The sequence below is a fragment of the Synechococcus sp. BIOS-E4-1 genome (assembly GCF_014279995.1).
GTDB lineage: Bacteria > Cyanobacteriota > Cyanobacteriia > PCC-6307 > Cyanobiaceae > Synechococcus_C.
The window spans coordinates 1405868-1421100 of the sequence record NZ_CP047935.1; the positions used below are offsets into that span (position 1 = coordinate 1405868).

Below are 15233 nucleotides of genomic sequence, written 5' to 3' on the forward strand. Positions count from 1 at the left end.
ACTTTTATATATTTACTCATTATCAAAGCCTCTGCTGCCACAGCGAATTCTAATTGCTTCACTCTTGCCAGTAATCCCACAAACCAGCCTTCAATTCCTGGCACAATTGAAGGCAGTAAATATTATCCAAAGTCTCTGCAGCAGACCATTGCTATAACCACTAAAGACTTCCGATGCCAATGTCAGAAGAACAACTCAAAGCATCCTTGAGAAGGTCAAAGCAGACACCAGCCTTCAGGAAAAGCTTAAAACTGCTGCTGATGTTGACGCAGGTCTTGCAATTGCGAAAGAGGCTGGGTTTAGTATTTCTGTTGATGACGTCCGCAGAGAGATTTCAGATGAGGAACTGGAAGGAGCGGCTGGGGGTTATTTTTCACTCGAAGCAGGATGTAAGGCGCCGTGTTGTACTATAGGAGCATGTTCTACCAGCAGACCGCTCTGATTTTTTTAGAAAAACAATATTAAAGAGATTAAGTTTACTTATCAAAGCCCCTGCGGTAGCAGGGGCTGTTTATTTCTTCAATCTCGTCAATAAGCTCAGTAATCAGCCTCTGATATATGTCACATTGAGTGCAGTTGAGAAGAGATCAAGCGTATGAATGCCCTACTAGCCTATGCAGTGAAAAGGATCTGAATAATTCACCAGATCCTCACCAGATCCTCTACGCTTCTGCACCAGAGCTTTGCAGTGGGGTTCACCAGAAGGGCTGTGATCTTGAAAGAGTCCAGGGGGCAGAACCCCTAAACATTCACTCCCTAAAACCATGACCACATTCAATAAAGTGAAAAAGGTCACCGCAGCCGTACTTTGTGTTGGATTGATCGGAGCCACAACGACTGCTTTGGCTCCTGCCGCTGAGGCGCGGAGCTACGAACAGCAAAGGCGGCATGAGCTGAGACAGCTGCGGCGGGAGATTCGCCGCGAAACGCGTGATTTCCAGCGTGCTCGGCGTGCCTATCACCGAGAAGTTAATCGCTATCCACTTGTGATTCCTGTATATGGGCTCAGGTATGGGAATGTTTATGGGGCTCCCGCTGGATTTGGAATACAGCTGCGCTTCTGAAGGACTATTAACAATCCATTACCAGCCCCGTTTCGCCACGAGCGGGGTTTTTAATTGCCCTGGTTCCCTCGGCAGGATGTGCTTTACCAGGTCGGCGTTTATCCAACAAATCACGCCAGAATCCACATATGCGATTTGAAAGAGGTTGTGGATGTTCGGTTCTCGGGCACCGCCGCCGCAGTGGATTACCTGCCCCATCCACCAATCCTTGTCTCTCTTCTCTCCGGACAGACAGTCGTGCTGCACGATCACCGTTTTGTCTGGAACCACGCTCAGGAAGTTCGGCTGCTCTGAGGGGTCCTGTTGGTTGTAGATCCCGTGATCGACTGACACGCTCTCGAACATAGGACACCTGTACCAGCAACGAAACAGCAGGTCTGCCCAAGTTCTTTTGGTAAGACGAGGCCGGATGCTGCCCTGAGTGCGGATGACGCCGCTGCTGGCCATGGCTAGGTCTTCTGTACTGGCCAATCACCTATGTCAGAAGACCAGCTCAAAGCCTTCCTCGAAAAGGTCAAAGGCGACACCAGCCTTCAGGAAAAGCTCAAAGCAGCTGCTGATGTTGATGCAGTTGTTGCGATAGCGAAAGATGCTGGCTTTAGCGTCTCTGCTGACAACTTGAAGAAGGCTCAATCAGAGATTTCTGAAGAGGAACTGGAAGGCGCGGCTGGAGGTGCCGAAACGGCGTGCTTGACAAACAACACCTGTTTTGAGCCACAAGCGTGCTGTTATTTCACCTTGTAGAGAGTGGTTATAGAAATTTATTCATAAGAGCCCCTGTCGGCGCAAGGTTTTTGTTTCTCCAATCACTCCAAAAAGCCTATAAATCGGCATTTAATAATTGGCACGATTGAGCGCATCAAATATAAGCCATAGACACTACACCAAACCGTTGCTATATCTCCTGAATAGCTCTGCATCCATGTCAGAAGAGCAACTCAATGCCTTCCTAGATAAGGTCAAAGCTGATTCCAATCTTCAGGAGAAACTAAAAGCAGCCAAGTCACCTGAAGATGTTGTGGGCATCGCTAAAGTACACGGTCATGAATTCACTTGTGACAAGATCAGTCGACTCAGGGAAGATGAGCTAGAATGCCTGGCAGGCGGAGGGCTCAGCATATGGGGATGCACAGAATGCGTAGTTGGAACTTTTCACTGCAAGAGATGCGATTTGTCAAACCTGTTTAAATTAACATCTCAAGTACACAATTTAGTGCTGCAAATTATTGGAAATGAATGCACGGCCTGAATTTGTGTTCTCCAGAAACCTTGTCAAGAAAAATACTCTTATAATCATCAGATATATATTAAAACTCGTCACGATTGAGCGCAGTAATTATTAATCAAAGACACTGCTGCAGACCGTTGCTATGAATGTTGAAAAGATCTGCTACTCATGTCAGAAGAACAACTCAAAGCGTTCCTGGAAAAGGTCAAAGGCGACACCAGCCTTCAGGGGAAGCTCAAAGCTGCAGCTGATTCTGACGCAGTTATTGCGATCGCCAAGGAGGCTGGGTTTAGTATTTCGGCTGGCGATTTGAAGAAGGCTCAATCAGAACTTTCTGAAGAAGAGCTGGAAGGCGTGTCTGGCGGTATCACAATCTCTTGGTGTGCTGGTGAGTGTTGAGAGTACATCACTTATAAATAATTATGTCCCTAGAACAACTCAAGGCATTCCTCGCCAAAGTCAAAGACGATTCCAATCTTCAGGAGTAACTAAAAGCAGCTAAGTCACCTGAAGATATTGTAGGAATTGCTAAAGAACATGGCCACGAATTCACTGCTGATAAGATCGACTAGCTCAGCGAAGAGGAGCTGGAAGGCGCAACTGGCGGATGGCTGCCGAGCTTGGAGCGAAGAGGAGCTGGAATGCGACGGCTGACTTTGGGAGTGCTGTCACTGAACTCAGTGGAGTTTACTTACCCCAAGCCCCTGTTCTCGCAGGGGCTTTTCATTTCTTCAATCAGCCCAAACAGCTTACAAATCAGCCCTCACTACTTGGCACGATTGAGCGCAGTAAGTATTAGCCAAAGACACTTCAAGACATTATGGCTATAACCCTTAAAGACTCCCGATAGCTATGTCAGAAGAGCAACTCAAAGCCTTTTTAGACAAGGTCAAAGCAGACACCAGCCTGCAAGACAAGCTTAAAGCAGCCGCTGATGTTGACGCAGCTCTTGCAATTGCGAAAGAGGCTGGGTTTATGATTTCTGCTGATGACGTTCGGACCAAGATTTCAGATAATGAGTTGGAAAGAGCTGCAGGAGGGGAGCAGACGAAAGACGAACTTGGTTGTCCTACGCTATCTACTAGTCGGGATGATTGCTCGTATGCGTGCTGAAAAAGCTATCTACTAGGATTTCAGAAGTACTAACCTACAGTACTAAATTTGCTGTTCCTACTCCTACTCCTGCTCCAGCAATTCCTAGTCCCCACCTGCTAACCCCCTGCTGCTCATCAAACCCCCTGCCGCAGTGGTTTTTTATTTCTTCAATCACCCCAAAAAGACCACCAATCAGCCTCCAATACCTGGCATGATTAAGCGCAGTAAATACTAGTTAATGACGCTACAGCACGCCGTTGCTATGAATTCTGAATAGACTTCATACATATGTCAGAAGAACAACTCAAAGCCTTTATTGAAAAAGTAAAAGCTGACACTAGCCTTCAGGAGAAGCTAAAAGCAGCTGCTAACCCTGATGATGTGGTCTCTATTGCCAAAGAAGCAGGATTTAGTATCTCTGTCGATGACTTGAATAACGCTCAATCAGAGCTTTCTGAAAAGGAGCTTGAAGGTGCTGCTGGGTTGGGCAATATAAATACACCCCCATTTCCTGTCTGTTGCTTGTGCCGTCCAATATCTGAAGAAATGTCGAAGCTGCCGTAAACGTTAATGCTGGCATGTTTAAGTATCTGGCTCTTGGAGTTCACATAACACCTAAAACTGCCGCCACAGGGGCTTTTTATTTCTTCAATCATGCCAGTAATCCAATAAATCAGTCTTCAAGGCCTGGCCCGATTGAGCGTAGTGAATACTATCCAAAGCATCTGCAACAGACCGTTGCTATGATTGCTTAACAGACCTCATACCCATGTCAGAAGATCAACTCAAGGCTTTCCTGGAGAAAGTCAAAGGCGACACCAGCCTTCAGGAGAAACTAAAAGCAGCGAAAACTCCTGAGGACGTCGTAAGCATCGCTAAGCAATACGGCCACGAATTCACGACTGATAATATTTCTAAATTAAGTGAAAGAGAGCTGGAAGGTGCCTCTGGGGGTTGTGAGCTTTTTACTAAATGCGAGTGTCATGGAACTTTAATTAGTTTGACCTTTGGATAAGATCTCAGACTTTTTGAGCACAATCGGAACAGGAAGGATCAGTCAATAACCCAACAAATCAGCCCTCAATACCTGGAACGATTGAGCGCAGCAATTATTAACCAAAGGCACGGCAGCAGACCGTGGCTTTAACTGCTGAACAGACCTGCTACTTATGTCAGAAGAGCAACTCAAAGCTTTTCTAGAAAAAGTGAACGCTGACACCACTCTTCAGGAAAAGCTCAAAGCTGCAGCTGTTGTTGATGCTGTTCTTGATATTGCAAAGGTGGCTGGGTTGACGATTTCTGCTGATGACGTTCGGACCGAGATTTCAGAAGAGGAGCTGGAACGAGCTGCCGCTGGGGGGGATGGCGAGAATTTTACGCTATGTAATAGAATGAGATTGTGTATTGTTGTCTGTGATTGAGAAATGAATTAATATTACTCACTTTGTTGTTCCTACGCCTACTCTAAAATTTCCAGTCACCCTCTTGCTTACCCCCTGCTGCCCAGCAAAGCACCTGCCTCTGCAATAACTTTGATTGCTTCAATAGCCTAACTGATCCCATCAATAAGCCTTCAACACCTGTCACGATTGAGTGCAGTAATTATTAGATGGAGACACTGCGAGATATGGTTGCTATAACCATTAAAGACTATCTATCCCAATGTCAGAAGATCAACTCAAAGCCTTTTTAGAAAAAGTCAAAGGCGACACCAGCCTCCAGGAGAAGCTAAAAGCAGCTGCTGACGTTGACGCAGCTCTTGCAATTGCGAAAGATGCTGGCTTTAGTATTTCTGCTGATGACGTTCAGAACGAGATTTCAGATAGTGAGCTGGAAAGAGCTGCTGGCGGTGAGTATGAGTGTCTTTGTCACTGTACATGGGATGATGTTACCTCATGTACTGTTAATACTTGGGGATTGGGATGATATTACCTCATGAAGGATAAGGATAGAAAACATAGATTTAGTAAACTTATCAAAGCTTCTGACTCTGTAGAGTCTTTTTTAATAAACTCTTAAAGCTCATAAATTAGCTTTCAATACCTGGTACGGTTAAGAGCAGTTGAGCAGGAATCCGAGAGGCGGATGCCTTATATAACTAAGTAGTGACAAGGTTCTGAGACATACACCATTTGCTCACCAGAACCCTGCGGGGTTTCCACCAGAACTGTGTAGTGGTGTTCACCAGAAGAGCTGTGATCTTAAAGGAGTCGAGGGGGCTACACCTCCATTCATTCACTCTTTAGAACCATGACACAAGAACAACTCACAATTTTCATTGCTAACGCCAAAGGCAACATCAGCCTTCAGGAAAGGCTCAAGGCAGCGGCTGATACCAATGCTGTTGCTGCCATTGCTAAAGAAGTAGGATTTACTATTTCTGTTGATGACTTGAAGAGAGCTCAATCAGACATTCCTGATGAAGTGCTCGAAGGAGTGGCTGGTGGAGCGTCGTGGAGCGGTCCCATGTGGAATACTACCTGCGTTGGTGGTTGAAAATGAATGTAGTCTTGGTAATCTCTTCTCAAACATTCATGATTGATCTAATTCCAAGATACATTTTTTGTCGTTTAATGTTAGGATTAGAAATGGTAAAAGTGTTCAGTTCAATTGCTTTTGCTCAAGGATAGAGAGAGGCTCGACGCATGCACTCGTCGGGCCTTTTCTTTGTCTACGGTTAAGCAGCGACAAGTTCTCGTTGCGCTGTCAGTTCGTCAGGGTCAACACTTCCATGATCAGCTTGGGATAATACCTGCCACGATTGAGCTCAGTAATTATTATCTAAGGACGCTCAAGTGTACCGTTGCTAGAACTGTTGAACAGACCTGTTACCCATGTCAGAAGAGCAACTGAAGGCATTCATCGCCAAAGTTTAAGTCGATACATCACTGCAGGAACAGTTAAAGGCTGAAGGTGCAGACCCTGTTGCTATTGCTAAATCTGCAGGCTTTTCGATCACTACAGAAGAATTAGAAGAGCATCGCCAATTCCCATCTGATGCTGAGATTGAAACTTTGGCTGGTGGGAAAGTTTCCGACTTTTGTACTTCCGACATTGTGTCCTATTGCTGTTGGTAATATGTTCTTCCTATCCCTGACTGTGGCCACTCTTTTAGGGTCAGCCTACATACTAAAAGCCTTTGTATTAGCAGTGGGAATATATTGCTTCAATCATCCCTAAAAGCTTACAATTCAGTCTCCAATGTGTGGCACGATTAAGTGCAGTAATTGCTAGCCAATGACGCTGCTACAGACTGTTGCTATAAACCCTATACAGATCTGATACCCATGTAGCTCGACCAACTCAAGGTATTTCTCACTAAAGCCAAGCATGATTCCAGTGTTCAGTAGAAACGTTGCCAATTGACAAAATCAAGGTTTGATTCAAGATGACTTTACCTAACACAAAATTATCAGCGGTTTTGTTGCCCGGATTTGCTTGTGATCTCGACTCCATGTTGGAATTAGATCATGCTCTAAATGAATCTCCCAGTGTCAGTCGTACAAGATGCGAGTTATTCACTTCAGAAGTATCATTAGAGGAAATGGCTTGTAAAGTTGTTAAGCAATATTCTGACTCAGAGCTTCTTTTGTTCGGGTTTTCAATGGGTGGTTGGGTCGCACAGGAAGTGGCAAGCAGGATGAGATCTCAGGTGAAAGGTCTGGTGTTGATTTCGTCTTGGTCAGAAGCACCTTTTCAATATCTTCAAGTTATTCATAGTCTCTATAATGACCTGAGATCGGGGAAAGCATTGGATTCATTTAGATCAATTGTTGAAGAGGGATTTATCAACCAACAGACCAGTTATTCCATGGCTGATCGTTGGTTATCAATGGCTAAAAGAATAGGTCCTGAAACTTTTCTCAGGCAATTAAAAGCTATACTTGAAAAGCCAGGTGTGAGTGAAAATATTCCTAATATTCAATGTCCAATACTTGCAATTGCTGGAGCCGAGGACGCACTGCTAAAGCCTTCTGAACAATTTGAATACGTGCAGTATCATAAGAAGTGTGAAACACAAATACTTGACCTATGCGGTCATAATTTAATCTGGGAGAGGCCATTATTACTTTCTAAAACTGTTGATCAATGGATTCGTTTGAATATCGATTTAAAGGAGAGATATTAATATTTAGACCTAGGGGTATCTCAAAACCTTTCGCTAGTTATAAGTAAAATTATCTCAATAACTCTTCCATGTGTGCTGATTTTTCTTGCTTCTAATGATCATCTATTTCGTATGCACTTATTGGGATTGCGAAAGATGCTTTGTTTCTGATGTGAACAACGTTCAATCAAGGATTTTTGAAGAATAGCCGGAAAGAGCGAATGACTGTTTCTCTATTTCAGATTGTTAGAGTGTGTTGGTTGTAAACAACCATATAATCTAGTTTTAATATGTTTTTGCTGAGTGTTGCTGCATGATCATGCAGCTGCTGAGGTTCACTAGATCTCTAGGGATATGGCGGTAGGGTTCGTCTGAGCAGACAGCGTTGTTCCTTCCTTTGCCGTTTTTTTCTGTTTCAATCGCCTCCAAAGTTAAAAATCAACTCTCAATGCGAGTCTATTTTTTTCGGAGATCGATAGTGACTAATCAGTGCCTTCTGCCTTATTTTTTGCTCTTCATAGCATGTGGCTTCGTTTTGATCAGTTCACGATTCCAGACAAGTTATATCGTTGCTTAAGTTTAATTGGCAGCCATCATTGCTTACCAAGAATCTCGAGTAATTTTTCTATGTTGTCTAATAGCAATTGAAGTCTTATGAATGCCAGTTTTCCGCCTTAATATTTGGATTGGGTCAATAGGAATTTCTGCATCGTTTGTTACATCTATGATCCTGCTTTGGCACTGATTATCATCTGGGGTTTGAATAAGTTATGAACTGCAAAATTGCTGACCTATCGTGATGCCATGATAATTCAATTCCAAGACCTTGTAGGCTATCAATACAGCAGCCTGCGATCATGCTCAAGGGAATCGCTTGGGGAATCAGCACTTCTTTCCTCTTTAGCGTCTACATTGTGTTATCTAAATATCTTCTCGGGCATTTCGCTTCCCCGTGGCTGCTGCTAGCTTCTGGTGTCGGAATTGTTGCTTTATTACCATCAATTATAAAGCGACGTCATGTTTACAAAGAGTGGAATCGGAGACAGTGGAGACTTGTTGTCTCAATGGCTTTATTGAGTGGACTATTTAATTTTTCTGCACTCTTGTGTATTAATTACTTGCCTGCATCAATTGCTGCAATGTTCCTCAGTCTGTCCTCTGTTGTGCTACTTCTCAGAACCTGTAGCATTGAATCAAGACCGCCGATACCATTGGAACTAGCAGCTGTTGTCTTTGCTGCTGCAGGCGCTTTTCTGGTCTTAGGAGTGAAGATTCAGACATTTCCATTCGTTGGCTTGTTGTTTGGGGTTTCAACTCTGATATTTAGCACTAGCGCTGACATTTTGACCGGTAGAATGCGTGGAATGGTCAACGTGAAAGAAGTCGTTTTTTCAAAACAGCTGAGCAAAGTTGCATTTGCTTGTTTAGGCTTGATTCTAATATCTAGATTACCTGCTGCATCTTACCCTGCACTAGCAGTTCTTTGGATTTTATTGCTAGCTGCAGGTATTTTGAAAATGCTGGAAAGCTTTACTGCATCAAAGACTGTATTTGCCCTGCCACCTGTGACATTCCAGAATATATTACTGCTTAATCTGCCGATTGTTGCATTTGCAGAATCCTGGATATTCGATATTCATCTAGATTTCTATCAGTGGATTGGTGTTGTACTTATCATGCTATCTGCCCTTAGCGCGATCTTTTCCGGTCAGAAACGCCTCAAAGCACTCTAAAAAAATAAATTCATTGTTGGCATATTTCTTTTTGCTCAATTCTTTGGCATTGTTAACAATTTTTAGCAGCTGCAAAGCATTAGTTCTTGTCTATAAGAGGACCTTTATGCCTTGATATAAATCGTTTTGTCTCACTCTCGGCTGCTTGTCAAATCTGAATCATCGTCGCAAAGACGGCCTATTGTGATTCTCAATATTTCGACTAATAGAACCAAAAGTAAATTAGTATCAAAGTATTTATTTCATCAAACTCTTTTGTCCACAGATTTTTTGAGAGTTGACTGCTGAAGAGCCAGGGTTACGTACTGACCATTTCATCCAGCAGTATTGATTTTCTCAAGATCCTTTGACGCTGACCGAGTATCCGACTCGGTATTAGTAATTAGTAACCGCACTTTATTGGGTACAGTAGTCACCTTGATCAATTGGGGCTCTCCTGGTGATGTTCAAATACAGGCTTACCTTCTTTCTTCGCTGGGGTGCTGCATGAGTGAGAGCACATCGAAATGGCTTGAACCTGCTGTTGTCGTGACCTCTCTTGTTACTCATCATGGCTTTGTGACTGGATATCGTGCCGGATCGCTTCAGGTGCATAGCAGTGTCATTCTTGAGAGTACCTTTGTCTGCAACGATTCCATGCTGGTTTATGGAGCTAGCTTTAGCAACTAGGGCTTGGAACTTCGGAGCAGTGTGAGTTTTTAACCGTTGAACTCTTGATTAGCATTATCTTGCGTGGAGATTATCTCTTTGCTTCAATCTTCCGCTTCCATTGCCTTGGAAAATGCATGATTGTTGATGGGTTGTTGTTGCAGCCCTTGTTGATACTCAGCAATCTTTGCAATGACTCTCATTCGTTCCTTTTGAGCAGATTGTATTGCATCAGACTAAAGTTCTACAATTGATTTGATTTTATTAAGGAATGAACCAGGTCCTGCAGAGATTGGTTCGCCATCATTTTTTAGGAGTGGCATCTTTTATATAGTTGGTTGGACTATGTTGAATAACCCTTTTTAAGTATCAATCAGCTTGGTGATAAGACGGTTTGTTCCAGATGTGCCGGTCCTTATACATGTATTGCAGGCTACTTAAGTAATGTAAGGATTAATTGGTATGTAGAGGAAAAGCCTCTATACCTGCATGGATTAAAGGAGGTTTATGGAATTGCCCAAATACACTTTTGTCAAAGCCGATAATGGTTTGACTGAACAGTGGTGGAAGGATCGTATCCAGTACTTGCTTATGAATAAGCATTTGCAGGATGCCGATGCACTTTATCGCGAGTTTGATGTTTCTCACGACGGTTACTAAGTTTTTCTTCGTCATTAACAGCAATCGCTGCATAAAGGGCTAGTGCTTTGACACGCTTGTTTCTTCATCGAGCTTGCTCATCAAATAGTTTTGTTTTTATACATCAGTGTTTTTTCAGATTGAATAATAGATATGTAGCTTTAGGAATCATCTGGATGTCAGAAGGCAGTGTTTCAGTGTCAGCTATGACTGCTACTAAGACTCTTTTGCAGCCTGATATTCCATCGATTTAGCGTGATTGACAGTGCCTCTTTCCCGTTGCTTCACGTGAAGGATCGCATTTTTTTGATCTGTCTGAGCTGCTGGTTCTTCTCAGTTCCTTCTCATCCGACTTGCTGACCGCGATTCGCTCCATGTGGGCATTGAAAGTGGCTCATTTCTTCAGGAACCATGACAAATGTTCTTTGGAAAATTGCTTTCTTTTCTTCTGTTGGTGTCTGTTTTTCTGTGATCAATTGCGGCCCAATGGATCTTGCTAATCAAAGTACCACTGTTCAATTGAACACATAGATGCTCTGATGAAGATTCGTCAGATCGCCCGCACTACTGGACGGTTCTAGATGGATTCTTTTCGTGTGTTGCCTGCCTTCCTCTGGATTGCGTCGGTTCTCAGCAACTTGCGACGTTTGGCAGGTACTGAGATGGGCAGATCGACCTCGAACGTCCTTTGTGTTGGATGATCTTTGATATTCATTAACAGCCAGGCGTTACAAGCTGCGCTCACAACAAACCGCCAGACCCCATTGTTCATGCCATAACTCTCCCCTCCGTATTGCTAAGGGTCTTTTCATCAGCGATCCCGATCGACGTTGAGCTCGGTCTCTCGCAGAATGGTCTGATGGTCAGCCCACGACTTCACCCCCGCACCATTGAGGCCGTTAAGGAACGCGCCGACATCGTGGATGTGGTCGGTGAGCACGTTGTGCTTAAGAAGAAGGGCCGTGAGTTCGTCGGGATCTGCCCGTTTCACGATGACAGCAAGCCGTCCATGACGGTGTCTCCTGCCAAGCAGTTCTATTACTGCTTCTCGTGCGGCGCAGGAGGGAACTCCATCAAATTCCTGATGGAGTTTCAACGCCAGAGTTTCAGTGAGGTCGTCCTTGATCTTGCCCGCCGCTACCAGCTGCCGGTGGAGACCGTCGACGGTCCTCAGCAGGAGAAACTCAAACAGCAGCTCTCCCGTCGCGACAAGCTCCACCGGGCACTTGCGCTGGCTTCCGGCTGGTTTCGTGCACAGCTCAGGACCGACGCCGGTTCTGAGGCTCTTCGCTACCTGCGTGAGACGCGTGGACTGAGCGAAACCACTCTCGACCAGTTTGAGCTCGGCTATGCGCCGGATCAATGGGACGGCCTGCTCAGGCATCTGCGGCAGGTGGAGGGTCTCGCGCCCGAACTTCTGGAGGCGGCTGGTCTGGTGGTTCCCCGCAAGGGGGGGAACGGTTTTTATGACCGCTTCCGCCATCGGGTGATCGTTCCCATCCGTGATCGACAGGGCCGGGTGATCGGGTTCGGTGGGCGCAGCCTTGATGGCAGTGAGCCCAAGTACCTCAACTCACCTGAAACAGAGGTGTTCGAGAAAGGAAAGCATCTTTTCGGGCTCGACCGAGCCTCTTCGGCAATCCGCAAGGACGACCGTGCTGTCGTTGTGGAGGGTTACTTCGATGTCATCGCACTGCATGCGGCAGGTATCACCAATGCGGTGGCCTCCCTAGGCACTGCTCTCAGTAGTCAGCAGATCACCCAGCTGTGCCGGTGCAGTGATGGCAAACGCATCATTTTGAATTTTGATGCCGATGGAGCCGGCGTCCGTGCCGCCAACCGGGCGATTGGTGAGGTGGAGCAGCTCGCACTCCAGGGACAACTCGAGTTGAGGGTCCTGCACCTTCCATCCGGAAAGGACCCTGATGAATTTCTCAAGGATCACGGCGCCGGTGATTATCGGGCTTTGCTGGATCAGGCGCCGCTGTGGCTTGACTGGCAGATCGATCAGGTCCTTGAAGGCAGAGATCTAAGCAAGGCGGATCAGTTCCAGCGTTCGGTGGCTTCGCTGGTTGCGTTGCTGGGCAAGCTTCCCCAGTCCGCCATTCGCACCCACTACATCCAGCAGGTGGCAGAGCGCCTCAGCGGTGGGCAAGGCCGTCTTGCTCTGCAGCTGGAAGAGGATCTCCGTCAGCAAGTCCAGGGTCAGCGTTGGCATGGTCGTTCAACCCGACATGAAAAGGCTGGAGAAGCTTCCCAGCGTGAACGTTCGGAGGCGGAGATCCTGCTGCTTTATCTCCATTGCCCATCCCATCGGGCTGGCATCCGCCAGGAATTGAGGAGCAGAGAGCTCGAGGACTTTGCACTTCAGCACCACCGGCTGCTCTGGTCAGGCATCACGGATCTCGAGGAAGGCAATCTCGGCAGTATGCGTCTGGAAGCGATCAGTCGCGGTGAGGATCGCGGCGACGAATTGGCGGATCTCGATCTGCCTCGACTGCTCACCGATCAGCTCCTGCTGGAAAACAGTGATCTGGTGGCGCGCCTTACACCCCTGCTCGAACCGGATGAGCTGCAGCGTGTGTCACTCTCGCGGCCCATGGATCAGCTGCGGGGAACTGCAGCGATGCTCGAGCGTCAGAAGAGTCACAAACGCTGCCGGCATTTGCTCGAAGCCTGGACTGGACAGCGTCTGCAGACCCTGGAGCGATGCATCGCCGTCTTGATCGAGCAGGAGAAAGATGAGCAGTCAACTCCCGCTGCTGAGATGGAAGTGGACATGGAGCAGCGCATTCACGCCATGTTCGAAGACCTCAACGCTGAAGCCCTGCGTTTTCAGGAGCTGTATTACAGCGAGCGTCGACACATCCAACATCTCGATCAACAGCGCTGTGCCGGTTATGCCTCGGACACCAGCTCCGCTCCTTCTGCTTCCGTCAACGGTTGAGTCAGCTGGCCGCGGACCAGTCGTGCAAACAACGCCATTGAGTGCCCTGGCCAGCGCTGCTCTTTCAGCAGCTTTTCCAGTTCGCCCGCACGTTGGAGTGTGAGCTCAAAGGCCTTCTGATGCTGGCTTGGCTCAAGCGTTGAGACATAGACGTGAGCCCTTGCCTCCGTGTTTGGGACTCCCTCAATCGAGAGGCCGAGACCTCTCCGGAACAGATCGGCATCAAAGTGTCCCAACGCTGCCGTCATCCCCATGGCATCGGCGACGATTTCGTCGTACAGATTGATGCGCATCTCACCAACCAGCCTGCGGCAGGCGATATGGGTGAGTTCATGTTCCAGCCTCCAGGTCTGCGACAGGTCCAGCCAGCGTTCCATTGGTGGCTCACCAGGAATTGTTTCTATCGATAAAGAGGCGTAGGGAGCCCGGTGTAAAAGGAGGATCTGGCATCGTGCCTGCACGCCTAACGCGCGGATCAAACCCCAGTGGATCAGGCCTGAAATCGCCTGAGCGTGCACAGTGGGTTGAATCGGAACCGCTTCACAGCGGTGGGCCAGACAGCGTACGGCCAGCACGAAATCCTCATGGTTGCGAAAGGTCAGCACTGGAACGGCACCGGTCGGATGCTGCGCAATGGTGAGCGTTGTTCCTGACGGGTCACGCAGGACTGGCGCGAGCTTGAGGTCTGCAGCCTGTGCTTGTTCACCCCGCATCACCAGTCGTTGATAGGCATCGCTGCTGTGTACGTCGATTCCCGGTTGCAGTAACAGCTGCGGCAGGAGCTGACGGAGATCATCCCAACATCCCGCAGGGTCCCTGTCCGCAAGCCAGCGCTCCCACCACTGTTGCCGGTCATCGGCGGCCATCGGCAGATCGGGCCAGATGGCGTCGGCCTCTTTAAATCTCCGGCAATACTCCTCCAGCGTCTGCATGGGCCACCGACTTCGCTGCCCCGTGTCTAGCCATGCCGCATCCAAACGCTCTCTCCTGATCTCCTGAGAGCTCAGCGACCCATCCAACCGCCATCCACGACCAGTGTCTCTCCATGCACGTAGCGCGAGGCCTCACTGGCCAGAAACACCACCGGTCCGCGCAGATCATCAGGTGATCCCAGGCGCCCGGCGGGGATGCGTTCCAGAATCTGCCGCGATCTGAGTGGATCTGACTGCAGCGCCTCAGTCATCTCTGTGTCCACGTACCCGGGTGCGATGGCGTTCACTCTCACACCGCGTCCTGCCCATTCATTGGCCAGTGAGCGTGTGAGGTTGGCCAGGCCCGCTTTGCTGGCGGCATAGCTCGCCACATTCAATCCACCCTGATCGCTGAGCACGGAGGCTGTGGAAATGATGCTTCCCTTGCCGCGAGCCAGCATCACTGCCCCGATCCTGCGACTGACTCTGAATGCTGCACTGAGGTTGACCTCCAGCACCGTGTCCCAGAGCTCATCGCTGTGCTCCTCCGCCGGTGATCTGCGCACGATGCCGGCGTTGTTCACCAACACGTCGATGACCGGATGCTGGCTGAGAACCTGGTCCAGAACGAGGTCGACGGTGTGGCGGTCGCTGAGGTCGCAGCGAAAACCGGAAAATCGACGACCACGCTTACGGATTGCATCTCCCACTTCACTGCTGTCGGGGTTGAGCGATGCGCTGATGCCAACAATGTCCGCTCCTGCTTCGGCCAGTGCATCCGCCATGGCCTGGCCGATCCCACGCCGGCAGCCCGTCACCAGTACCACCTGACCATCAAGCCTGAACAGCGAATCCTGCAT

Annotated in this window: 17 protein-coding genes and 2 pseudogenes; 16 read left to right on the plus strand and 3 right to left on the minus strand. The window is 47.8% G+C overall.

Annotated elements, in window-relative coordinates; translation table 11 throughout:
• Positions 1-179 precede the first annotated feature (179 nt).
• Both SynBIOSE41_RS07410 and SynBIOSE41_RS07415 read left to right on the plus strand, forming a co-directional pair.
• Positions 180-442, plus strand: a pseudogene (locus SynBIOSE41_RS07410) (Nif11-like leader peptide family natural product precursor).
• A 322-nt stretch (positions 443-764) separates the two neighbouring features.
• Positions 765-1064 carry a hypothetical protein gene (locus SynBIOSE41_RS07415; protein ID WP_186540231.1) on the plus strand — a complete coding sequence of 100 codons (300 nt, stop codon included), beginning with the start codon at positions 765-767 and terminating at the stop codon, positions 1062-1064.
• 18 nt (positions 1065-1082) lie between these two features.
• On the opposite strand, the gene SynBIOSE41_RS07420 is transcribed toward SynBIOSE41_RS07415, so the two are convergent.
• Positions 1083-1511: a DUF3104 domain-containing protein gene (locus SynBIOSE41_RS07420; RefSeq protein ID WP_370594196.1), complete on the minus strand. Its 429-nt coding sequence runs from the start codon at positions 1509-1511 to the stop codon at positions 1083-1085.
• Positions 1512-1541: 30 nt separating this feature from the next.
• On the opposite strand from SynBIOSE41_RS07420, the gene SynBIOSE41_RS07425 reads away from it, so the two are divergent.
• The 14 genes and pseudogenes from SynBIOSE41_RS07425 to dnaG all read left to right on the plus strand — a co-directional run bounded on the left by SynBIOSE41_RS07425 (position 1542) and on the right by dnaG (position 13462).
• Positions 1542-1808 carry a Nif11-like leader peptide family natural product precursor gene (locus SynBIOSE41_RS07425; protein WP_186540233.1) on the plus strand — a complete coding sequence of 89 codons (267 nt, stop codon included), beginning with the start codon at positions 1542-1544 and terminating at the stop codon, positions 1806-1808.
• A gap of 178 nt (positions 1809-1986) precedes the next feature.
• Complete coding sequence (locus SynBIOSE41_RS07430; RefSeq protein WP_186540234.1) at positions 1987-2313, plus strand: Nif11-like leader peptide family natural product precursor; 327 nt, start codon at positions 1987-1989, stop codon at positions 2311-2313.
• A gap of 147 nt (positions 2314-2460) precedes the next feature.
• Positions 2461-2691, plus strand: coding sequence for a Nif11-like leader peptide family natural product precursor (locus tag SynBIOSE41_RS07435; RefSeq protein WP_186540235.1), 231 nt, complete (start codon positions 2461-2463; stop codon positions 2689-2691).
• Between the two features lie 23 nt (positions 2692-2714).
• Positions 2715-2864 (plus strand): annotated as a pseudogene (locus SynBIOSE41_RS07440) (Nif11-like leader peptide family natural product precursor).
• A gap of 280 nt (positions 2865-3144) precedes the next feature.
• Positions 3145-3405, plus strand: coding sequence for a Nif11-like leader peptide family RiPP precursor (locus SynBIOSE41_RS07445; RefSeq protein ID WP_186540236.1), 261 nt, complete (start codon positions 3145-3147; stop codon positions 3403-3405).
• A 270-nt stretch (positions 3406-3675) separates the two neighbouring features.
• Complete coding sequence (locus tag SynBIOSE41_RS07450; RefSeq protein WP_186540237.1) at positions 3676-3951, plus strand: Nif11-like leader peptide family natural product precursor; 276 nt, start codon at positions 3676-3678, stop codon at positions 3949-3951.
• A gap of 205 nt (positions 3952-4156) precedes the next feature.
• Positions 4157-4402, plus strand: coding sequence for a Nif11-like leader peptide family natural product precursor (locus SynBIOSE41_RS07455; RefSeq protein ID WP_186540238.1), 246 nt, complete (start codon positions 4157-4159; stop codon positions 4400-4402).
• Between the two features lie 154 nt (positions 4403-4556).
• Positions 4557-4808, plus strand: a complete 252-nt coding sequence (locus tag SynBIOSE41_RS07460) for a Nif11-like leader peptide family natural product precursor (protein WP_186540239.1) — start codon at positions 4557-4559, stop codon at positions 4806-4808.
• Positions 4809-5049: 241 nt separating this feature from the next.
• A complete protein-coding gene (locus SynBIOSE41_RS07465; protein WP_186540240.1) occupies positions 5050-5313 on the plus strand; it encodes a Nif11-like leader peptide family natural product precursor in 264 nt (87 codons plus the stop codon).
• A gap of 324 nt (positions 5314-5637) precedes the next feature.
• The gene (locus SynBIOSE41_RS07470; RefSeq protein ID WP_186540241.1) at positions 5638-5883 is read left to right on the plus strand and encodes a Nif11-like leader peptide family natural product precursor; all 246 of its coding nucleotides are present in this window, start codon (positions 5638-5640) and stop codon (positions 5881-5883) included.
• A gap of 392 nt (positions 5884-6275) precedes the next feature.
• On the plus strand, positions 6276-6464 hold the full coding sequence (locus SynBIOSE41_RS07475; protein WP_255476036.1) for a Nif11-like leader peptide family RiPP precursor: 189 nt from the start codon (positions 6276-6278) through the stop codon (positions 6462-6464).
• 311 nt (positions 6465-6775) lie between these two features.
• Entirely contained in the window at positions 6776-7516 is a 741-nt protein-coding gene (locus tag SynBIOSE41_RS07480; protein WP_186540242.1) for an alpha/beta fold hydrolase, read from the plus strand.
• A gap of 836 nt (positions 7517-8352) precedes the next feature.
• Entirely contained in the window at positions 8353-9228 is an 876-nt protein-coding gene (locus tag SynBIOSE41_RS07485) for an EamA family transporter (protein ID WP_186540244.1), read from the plus strand.
• 2146 nt (positions 9229-11374) lie between these two features.
• On the plus strand, positions 11375-13462 hold the full coding sequence (dnaG, locus tag SynBIOSE41_RS07490) for a DNA primase (protein ID WP_186540246.1): 2088 nt from the start codon (positions 11375-11377) through the stop codon (positions 13460-13462).
• Here dnaG and SynBIOSE41_RS07495 read toward each other — a convergent pair.
• Entirely contained in the window at positions 13414-14481 is a 1068-nt protein-coding gene (locus SynBIOSE41_RS07495; RefSeq protein WP_255475998.1) for a hypothetical protein, read from the minus strand. The genes dnaG and SynBIOSE41_RS07495 overlap by 49 nt on opposite strands.
• Positions 14466-15233 carry an SDR family oxidoreductase gene (locus SynBIOSE41_RS07500; protein ID WP_066906460.1) on the minus strand — a complete coding sequence of 256 codons (768 nt, stop codon included), beginning with the start codon at positions 15231-15233 and terminating at the stop codon, positions 14466-14468. Before SynBIOSE41_RS07500 ends, SynBIOSE41_RS07495 begins: the two co-directional genes overlap by 16 nt.

Bases quoted from the DNA above. Each gene is read 5' to 3' on its own strand.
- SynBIOSE41_RS07415 (WP_186540231.1), top strand. From the start codon at position 765: ATGACCACATTCAATAAAGTGAAAAAGGTCACCGCAGCCGTACTTTGT.
- SynBIOSE41_RS07420 (WP_370594196.1), bottom strand. From the start codon at position 1,511: ATGGCCAGCAGCGGCGTCATCCGCACTCAGGGCAGCATCCGGCCTCGT.
- SynBIOSE41_RS07425 (WP_186540233.1), top strand. From the start codon at position 1,542: ATGTCAGAAGACCAGCTCAAAGCCTTCCTCGAAAAGGTCAAAGGCGAC.
- SynBIOSE41_RS07430 (WP_186540234.1), top strand. From the start codon at position 1,987: ATGTCAGAAGAGCAACTCAATGCCTTCCTAGATAAGGTCAAAGCTGAT.
- SynBIOSE41_RS07435 (WP_186540235.1), top strand. From the start codon at position 2,461: ATGTCAGAAGAACAACTCAAAGCGTTCCTGGAAAAGGTCAAAGGCGAC.
- SynBIOSE41_RS07445 (WP_186540236.1), top strand. From the start codon at position 3,145: ATGTCAGAAGAGCAACTCAAAGCCTTTTTAGACAAGGTCAAAGCAGAC.
- SynBIOSE41_RS07450 (WP_186540237.1), top strand. From the start codon at position 3,676: ATGTCAGAAGAACAACTCAAAGCCTTTATTGAAAAAGTAAAAGCTGAC.
- SynBIOSE41_RS07455 (WP_186540238.1), top strand. From the start codon at position 4,157: ATGTCAGAAGATCAACTCAAGGCTTTCCTGGAGAAAGTCAAAGGCGAC.
- SynBIOSE41_RS07460 (WP_186540239.1), top strand. From the start codon at position 4,557: ATGTCAGAAGAGCAACTCAAAGCTTTTCTAGAAAAAGTGAACGCTGAC.
- SynBIOSE41_RS07465 (WP_186540240.1), top strand. From the start codon at position 5,050: ATGTCAGAAGATCAACTCAAAGCCTTTTTAGAAAAAGTCAAAGGCGAC.
- SynBIOSE41_RS07470 (WP_186540241.1), top strand. From the start codon at position 5,638: ATGACACAAGAACAACTCACAATTTTCATTGCTAACGCCAAAGGCAAC.
- SynBIOSE41_RS07480 (WP_186540242.1), top strand. From the start codon at position 6,776: ATGACTTTACCTAACACAAAATTATCAGCGGTTTTGTTGCCCGGATTT.
- SynBIOSE41_RS07485 (WP_186540244.1), top strand. From the start codon at position 8,353: ATGCTCAAGGGAATCGCTTGGGGAATCAGCACTTCTTTCCTCTTTAGC.
- dnaG (WP_186540246.1), top strand. From the start codon at position 11,375: ATGGTCAGCCCACGACTTCACCCCCGCACCATTGAGGCCGTTAAGGAA.
- SynBIOSE41_RS07500 (WP_066906460.1), bottom strand. From the start codon at position 15,233: ATGCAGGATTCGCTGTTCAGGCTTGATGGTCAGGTGGTACTGGTGACG.